The 5,877-nt window shown below is 69.8% G+C and carries 5 protein-coding genes; all 5 read left to right on the top strand.

Going from position 1 to position 5,877, the window contains the following annotated elements; translation table 11 throughout:
* Positions 1 to 605: rod shape-determining protein MreB (gene mreB / locus RZ84_RS40975; protein ID WP_241777672.1), on the top strand; the 605-nt coding region annotated here is incomplete at its 5' end.
* 232 nt (positions 606 to 837) lie between these two features.
* A complete protein-coding gene (gene mreC / locus RZ84_RS12135; RefSeq protein ID WP_043264330.1) occupies positions 838 to 1,767 on the top strand; it encodes a rod shape-determining protein MreC in 930 nt (309 codons plus the stop codon).
* Between the two features lie 3 nt (positions 1,768 to 1,770).
* A complete protein-coding gene (gene mreD, locus RZ84_RS12130) occupies positions 1,771 to 2,484 on the top strand; it encodes a rod shape-determining protein MreD (protein WP_043264329.1) in 714 nt (237 codons plus the stop codon).
* A gap of 49 nt (positions 2,485 to 2,533) precedes the next feature.
* Complete coding sequence (gene mrdA / locus RZ84_RS12125) at positions 2,534 to 4,678, top strand: penicillin-binding protein 2 (protein WP_043269712.1); 2,145 nt, start codon at positions 2,534 to 2,536, stop codon at positions 4,676 to 4,678.
* The coding region (locus RZ84_RS12120; RefSeq protein WP_043269710.1) for an FtsW/RodA/SpoVE family cell cycle protein at positions 4,675 to 5,877 on the top strand (1,203 nt) is incomplete at its 3' end. The genes mrdA and RZ84_RS12120, both read left to right, overlap by 4 nt.

Here is a 5,877-nt window from a genome sequence, read left to right as displayed (position 1 = left end):
TGGGCCCCGCCCTGCCGGTCCACGAGGCCACCGGCAACATGGTCGTGGACATCGGCGGCGGCACCACCGAGGTCGCGGTCATCTCGCTCGGCGGCATCGTCACCGCCCAGTCGATCCGGGTGGCCGGCGACGAGCTGGACAACGCGATCATCCAGCACATCAAGAAGGAGTACAGCCTGCTGCTGGGCGAGCGCACCGCCGAGTCCATCAAGATCACCATCGGTTCGGCGTACGACCTGGAGCAGGACGAGCACACCGAGATCCGCGGCCGTGACCTGGTCTCCGGTCTGCCGAAGACCGTCGTCATCTCGGCCGCCGAGGTCCGCAAGGCCATCGAGGAACCGGTCAACTCCATCGTCGACGCGGTCAAGACGACCCTCGACAAGTGCCCGCCGGAGCTGTCCGGTGACGTCATGGACCGCGGCATCGTTCTCACCGGTGGCGGCGCTCTGCTCCGCGGTCTCGACGAGCGGCTGCGCCGCGAGACCGGCATGCCCATCCACATCGCCGAGGACCCGCTCGACTCCGTCGCGCTCGGTTCCGGCAAGTGCGTCGAGGAGTTCGAGGCGCTCCAGCAGGTTCTCGACTCCCAGCCGCGCCGCTGACGCGACCCCGGACCCGACCCGTCACACGGCGTTCGCGGGGGTCGGGCACCATACACAACACACAGCAGCTGATTCGTCCGGCGGCTGACATACACCCGTAACGCTCCCACAGATACGGTGCACCGACGTTCCACCACCGCACCGTCACATCAAGGCACAACGCTCAACTCCCGAACGAGACCGGCGGGTCCGCAGCCGGCCGGTCCTACGAGGAAGGACACGGCCGCCGCACGTGAGGGACACACGAGAGAGCCGGCTGCTGCTGGTGCTGCTGATCGCGATCGCGTTCGCGCTGATCACGGTCGATATCCGAGGCGGCGAACAGTCCCCGCTCGACGGCGCCCGGCAGGCCGCCGCCTCCGCCTTCGGCCCGGTCGAGCGCGGCGTGGCCCGGGTCGTCAACCCGGTCGGCAACGCCGTCGGCGCCGTACGGGATTCCGGTGAGCGCCACAACCGCATCCGGTCCCTGGAGCACGAGAACGCGGCCCTGAAGGCCAAGCTCTCCTCGCCCGACCACAACCGCAACCGCGCCGCCGAGCTGGACAAGATCCTCCGGACCGCCGGCACCGGCCAGTACGCGATCAAGGGCGCCGAGGTCATCGCCATCGGATCGGCGCAGGGCTTCTCCTGGACCGTCACCATCGACGCCGGCAGCCGCGACGGCATCGCCCGCGACATGACCGTCCTCAACGGCGACGGGCTGGTCGGCCGGATCACCACCGTCACCCCGCACACCTCCACCGTGCTGCTGGCCGCCGACCCGGAGTTCACCGTCGGCACCCGCATGGAGAAGACCAACGAGATCGGCTTCGCCAACGGGCAGGGCGTCCGCTCGCTGCGCGTCCAGCTGCTCAACGGCAAGGCCGACGTCAAGAAGGGCGACCGGCTGGTCACCTTCGGCTCCAGCAAGGACAAGCCGTTCGTGCCCGGTGTGCCGGTCGGCACGGTCTCCAGGGTCGATCCGCTCAACGGCGACCTGACCCGCACCCTCCAGGTCACGCCGTTCGTTTCCTTCTCGTCGCTCGACATCGTCGGCGTCGTCGTCCAGCCGCCCCGCGAGGACCCGCGGGACACCGTCCTGCCGCCCCCGGTCAAACCCGCACCGACGCCGACGGTCACCGTGACGGCGACCCCCACCGAGAGCGCTTCTCCCAGGAGCTGACCGATGCGCATCAACCGGATCCTGCTCGCCACCCCGCTGGTGGTGGTCGCCCTGATCATCCAGGTCAGCATCCTCGGCAGACTCCAACTGCCCGGCGCCGTACCGGATCTGCTGCTGCTGGTGGTCCTCGGGCTGGCCCTCGTCTACGGCCATGTCGGCGGCTCACTGATCGGTTTCGGCGCCGGACTGCTCGCCGACCTCGCCCCGCCGTCCGACCACGCCATCGGGCGCTACGCCCTGGTCCTGTGCGTCATCGGCTACGCCGCGGGCCTCACCAAGCCGGACAGCGGACAGCACCGCTCGGCGACCCTGCCGCTGATGGTCGTCCTCGGCGCCGCCCTCGGCTCCACGGTGCTGTACGCGGGCGTCGGCTCGCTCGTCGGCGACACCGCGGCCCGGCACGTCGGCATCGTCGGCCTGCTGCTCAGCTCCACGCTCTACGACCTGCTGCTGGCCCCCTTCACCGTCCCGCTGGTGATGGCGCTGGCGCGCAGGACGGAGCACGACCCGCTGGCCACCGACGGCTCCGGCGGCTCCGCGATCCCGGTCGCCCGCCGCAAGCCGGCGTACGGCTGGCTCACCACCGGCACCGGCCTCAAGGCCAGCCGCGGTGCCATGAAGGCGGTACGGACCGGCCGGGTGCCCAAGCCGGCGCGGGGCGGCAAGTCGGGCCGCATGAAGGGCGTCAAGGGACTCAAGGGGGTCAAGCGGCTGTGAGCGCCCACCCGTCACCCGACCACCACCCCGCATGGAGGCGCTGCGCGCCATGAGCAATATTCCGGAAACCGGCCGGACCTCGCGGGTCACCATCCGGCTGGTCGCGATCCAGATCCTGGTCTTCTCGCTGCTGGCCACGCTCGGCGGCCGGCTCTGGTACCTGCAGATCCGCAACGGCCAGGAGTACGCCGCCAAGGCCAAGTCCAACCACGTCCAGCAGGTCATCGACCCGGCCACCCGCGGCTCCATCCTCGATGCCCGCGGGGTGCCGCTGGCCGACAACCAGACCCGGCTGGTGGTCTCCGCCAGCCGCACCGACCTGCTGAAGATGAAGGACGGCGGCAAGGCCGTGCTCACCCGGCTGGCCAGGGTCCTGAACCTGCCCGCGCAGGAGATCCGCAACAAGGTCCGGCTCTGCGACGCCAAGACCCCGCAGCCGTGCTGGAACGGTTCGCCCTACCAGCCGATCCCGATCACCGACGAGGCCACCACCCAGCAGGCCCTCCAGATCCGCGAGCGCTCCGAGGACTTCCCCGGCATCAGCGCCGAGCCCACCGCCGTACGCCGCTACGCCGCCCCCGGGGACGCCAACGCCGCCCAGGTCCTCGGCTACCTGTCGCCGGTCACCGACGAAGAGATCAACAAGGCCAAGAACAGCCCCTCGCCACTGCTGCGCTCCGACCAGATCGGCCGGTCGGGGCTGGAGCGGGAGTACGACAAGTACCTGCGCGGCAAGGCCGCCGTCACCCGCTACGAGGTCGACAACCTCGGCCGGGTCATCGGCCAGGCCAAGAGCGACAAGGGCCGGCCCGGTTCGAGCGTGGTCACCAGCATCGACGCCCGCGTGCAGGCCATAGCGGAGAAGCAGCTCGACCAGGCGATGAAGGACGCCCGCCAGCAGGTGGACCGGAACACCGGCACCAACTACAAGGCCGACTCGGGCGCCGTGGTCGTCCTGGAGGCCAAGACCGGCCGGGTGGTGGCGATGGCCTCCAACCCCACCTACGACCCCAACGCCTGGGTCGGCGGGATCTCCGGCAAGGACTACGCCAAGCTGACCGGCAAGTCCTCCAACTACCCCCTGCTCAACCGCGCCATCCAGGGGCAGGCCGCCCCCGGCTCGATCTTCAAGGTCATCTCGACCTCCGCCGCGGTCAACGCCGGCTACCCCTTCGACGGCCACTACCCCTGCACCAGCTCGTACAGCATCGGCGGCCAGGTCTTCCGGAACTTCGAGGGCGAATCGCAGGGCGACATCAGCCTGGGCCGTGCGCTGGAGGTCTCCTGCGACACCGTCTTCTACCGGCTCGGGCACGAGGAGTGGAAGAAGGACGGCGGCGACAAGCCCAAGGCCAACCCCAACGACTGGTTCTACAAGACCGCCCACCAGTTCGGCCTCGGCAAGACCACCGGCATCGACCTCCCCAACGAGGTGAAGGGCCGGGTCCCCGACCGCCAGTGGAAGAACGCGTTCTGGAAGGCCAACAAGGACACCTGGTGCTCGCAGGGCAAGAGCGGCGACGACTACGTCTCCAAGCTCGCCCGTGAGGGCTGCCTCGAAGGCATGAAGCTGCACGCCTACGACTCGATCAACTACGCCATCGGCCAGGGCGACACCCTCGTCACCCCGATCCAGATGGCGACCATCTACGCCGCGCTCAGCAACGGGGGCACGCTCTACAACCCGACCGTCGGCAAGGCGATCGTCAGCCCCGACGGCAAGCACATCCGGATGATCCCGCCCAAGGCGCACGGCCACCTGCCCGACACTCCCCAGACGATCCAGCAGATCGACGCCGCGCTCCAGGGCGTGACGATGCGCGGTACCGCCGCCTGGCGCTTCCAGGACTGGCCGCAGGACAAGATCCCGATGCACGCCAAGACCGGTACGGCCGAGGTCTACGGCAAGCAGACCACCTCGTGGTTCGCGACGTACACCAAGGACTACGCGATCGTCATGACCATCTCCCAGGGTGGTACCGGATCCGGCGCCTCCGGCCCGGCCGTACGCAAGATCTACGATGCGCTCTACGGCGTCAACGACAAGGGCGAGCTCGACCCCAAGGCCGCCATCCTCCCGAAACCGCAGACCTCGCTGCCCAAGATCGAGAGCGACGGCACCATCGAGTCCCAGCCCATCAAGCCGCCGCCGGCCGACCCGTCCGCGTCGCCCTCCGGGAGTCCACCGCAGTGAGCACCCCGCTCTTCTCCCGGGCGTTCACCGTCCGCCGCTACACCCCCGAGCCGGGTGTCCGGGGCAGGCTGACCGCCCGGGACTCGGTGGTGCGCCGGCTGGACTGGACACTGCTGCTGTCCTGTCTCGCGCTGTCCGCCCTCGGCTCGCTGCTGGTCTACTCCGCCACCCGCCACCGCTCCGAGCTCACCAGGGGCGAGGAGTACCTCTTCCTCCTGCACCACCTGTTGAACACCGGTATCGGGCTGGCCCTGGCGGCCGGCACCATCTGGCTCGGCCACCGCACCCTGCGCGGTGCCGTCCCGGTCCTCTTCGGCGTCTCGGTGCTGCTCGCGCTGCTGGTGCTGTCCCCGCTGGGCGCCACCATCAACGGCTCGCGCTCCTGGCTGGCGATCCCGGGCGGATTCTCGCTCCAGCCCGCCGAGTTCACGAAGATCACCATCACGCTCGGCATGGCGATGATCCTGGCCGCCCGGGTCGACGCCGGCGACCGCCCGCACCCCGATCACCGCACCGTCGTCCAGGCTCTGGGCCTGGCCGCGATCCCGGTGGGCGTCATCCTGCTGATGCCCGACCTCGGCTCGGTGATGGTGCTGGGCGCCATCGTCCTTGGTGTGCTGCTCGCCTCCGGCTGCTCCAACCGCTGGGTCCTCGGCCTGCTGGGCACCGGCGTCGTCGGCTGCCTCGCCATCTGGCAGCTCGGGCTGCTGGACGCGTACCAGATCGCCCGCTTCGCCGCGTTCGCCAACCCGAGCCTGGACCCGGCCGGTGTCGGCTACAACACCAACCAGGCACGGATCGCGATCGGCGGCGGCGGACTGACCGGCTCCGGCCTCTTCCACGGCAGCCAGACCACCGGCCAGTTCGTCCCCGAGCAGCAGACCGACTTCATCTTCACCGTCGCCGGCGAGGAACTGGGCTTCCTGGGCGCGGGGTTGATCATCCTGCTGCTGGGCGTGGTGCTCTGGCGCTCCTGCCGGATCGCCCGTGAGACCGGCGAGCTCTACGGCACGATCGTGGCCGCCGGCATCGTCGCGTGGTTCGCCTTCCAGTCCTTCGAGAACATCGGGATGACCCTCGGCATCATGCCGGTCACCGGTCTGCCGCTGCCGTTCGTCTCCTACGGCGGCACTTCGATGTTCGCGGTCTGGATCGCCGTCGGGCTGCTCCAGTCGATCCGCGCGCAGCGCCCGGTGTCC

Origin of the sequence: Streptomyces sp. CT34, assembly GCF_000805335.1 — a bacterium.
Lineage (GTDB): Bacteria > Actinomycetota > Actinomycetes > Streptomycetales > Streptomycetaceae > Streptomyces.
Note: the sequence above shows the minus strand (reverse complement) of the source record. Positions and strands in the feature narration are given on the sequence as shown.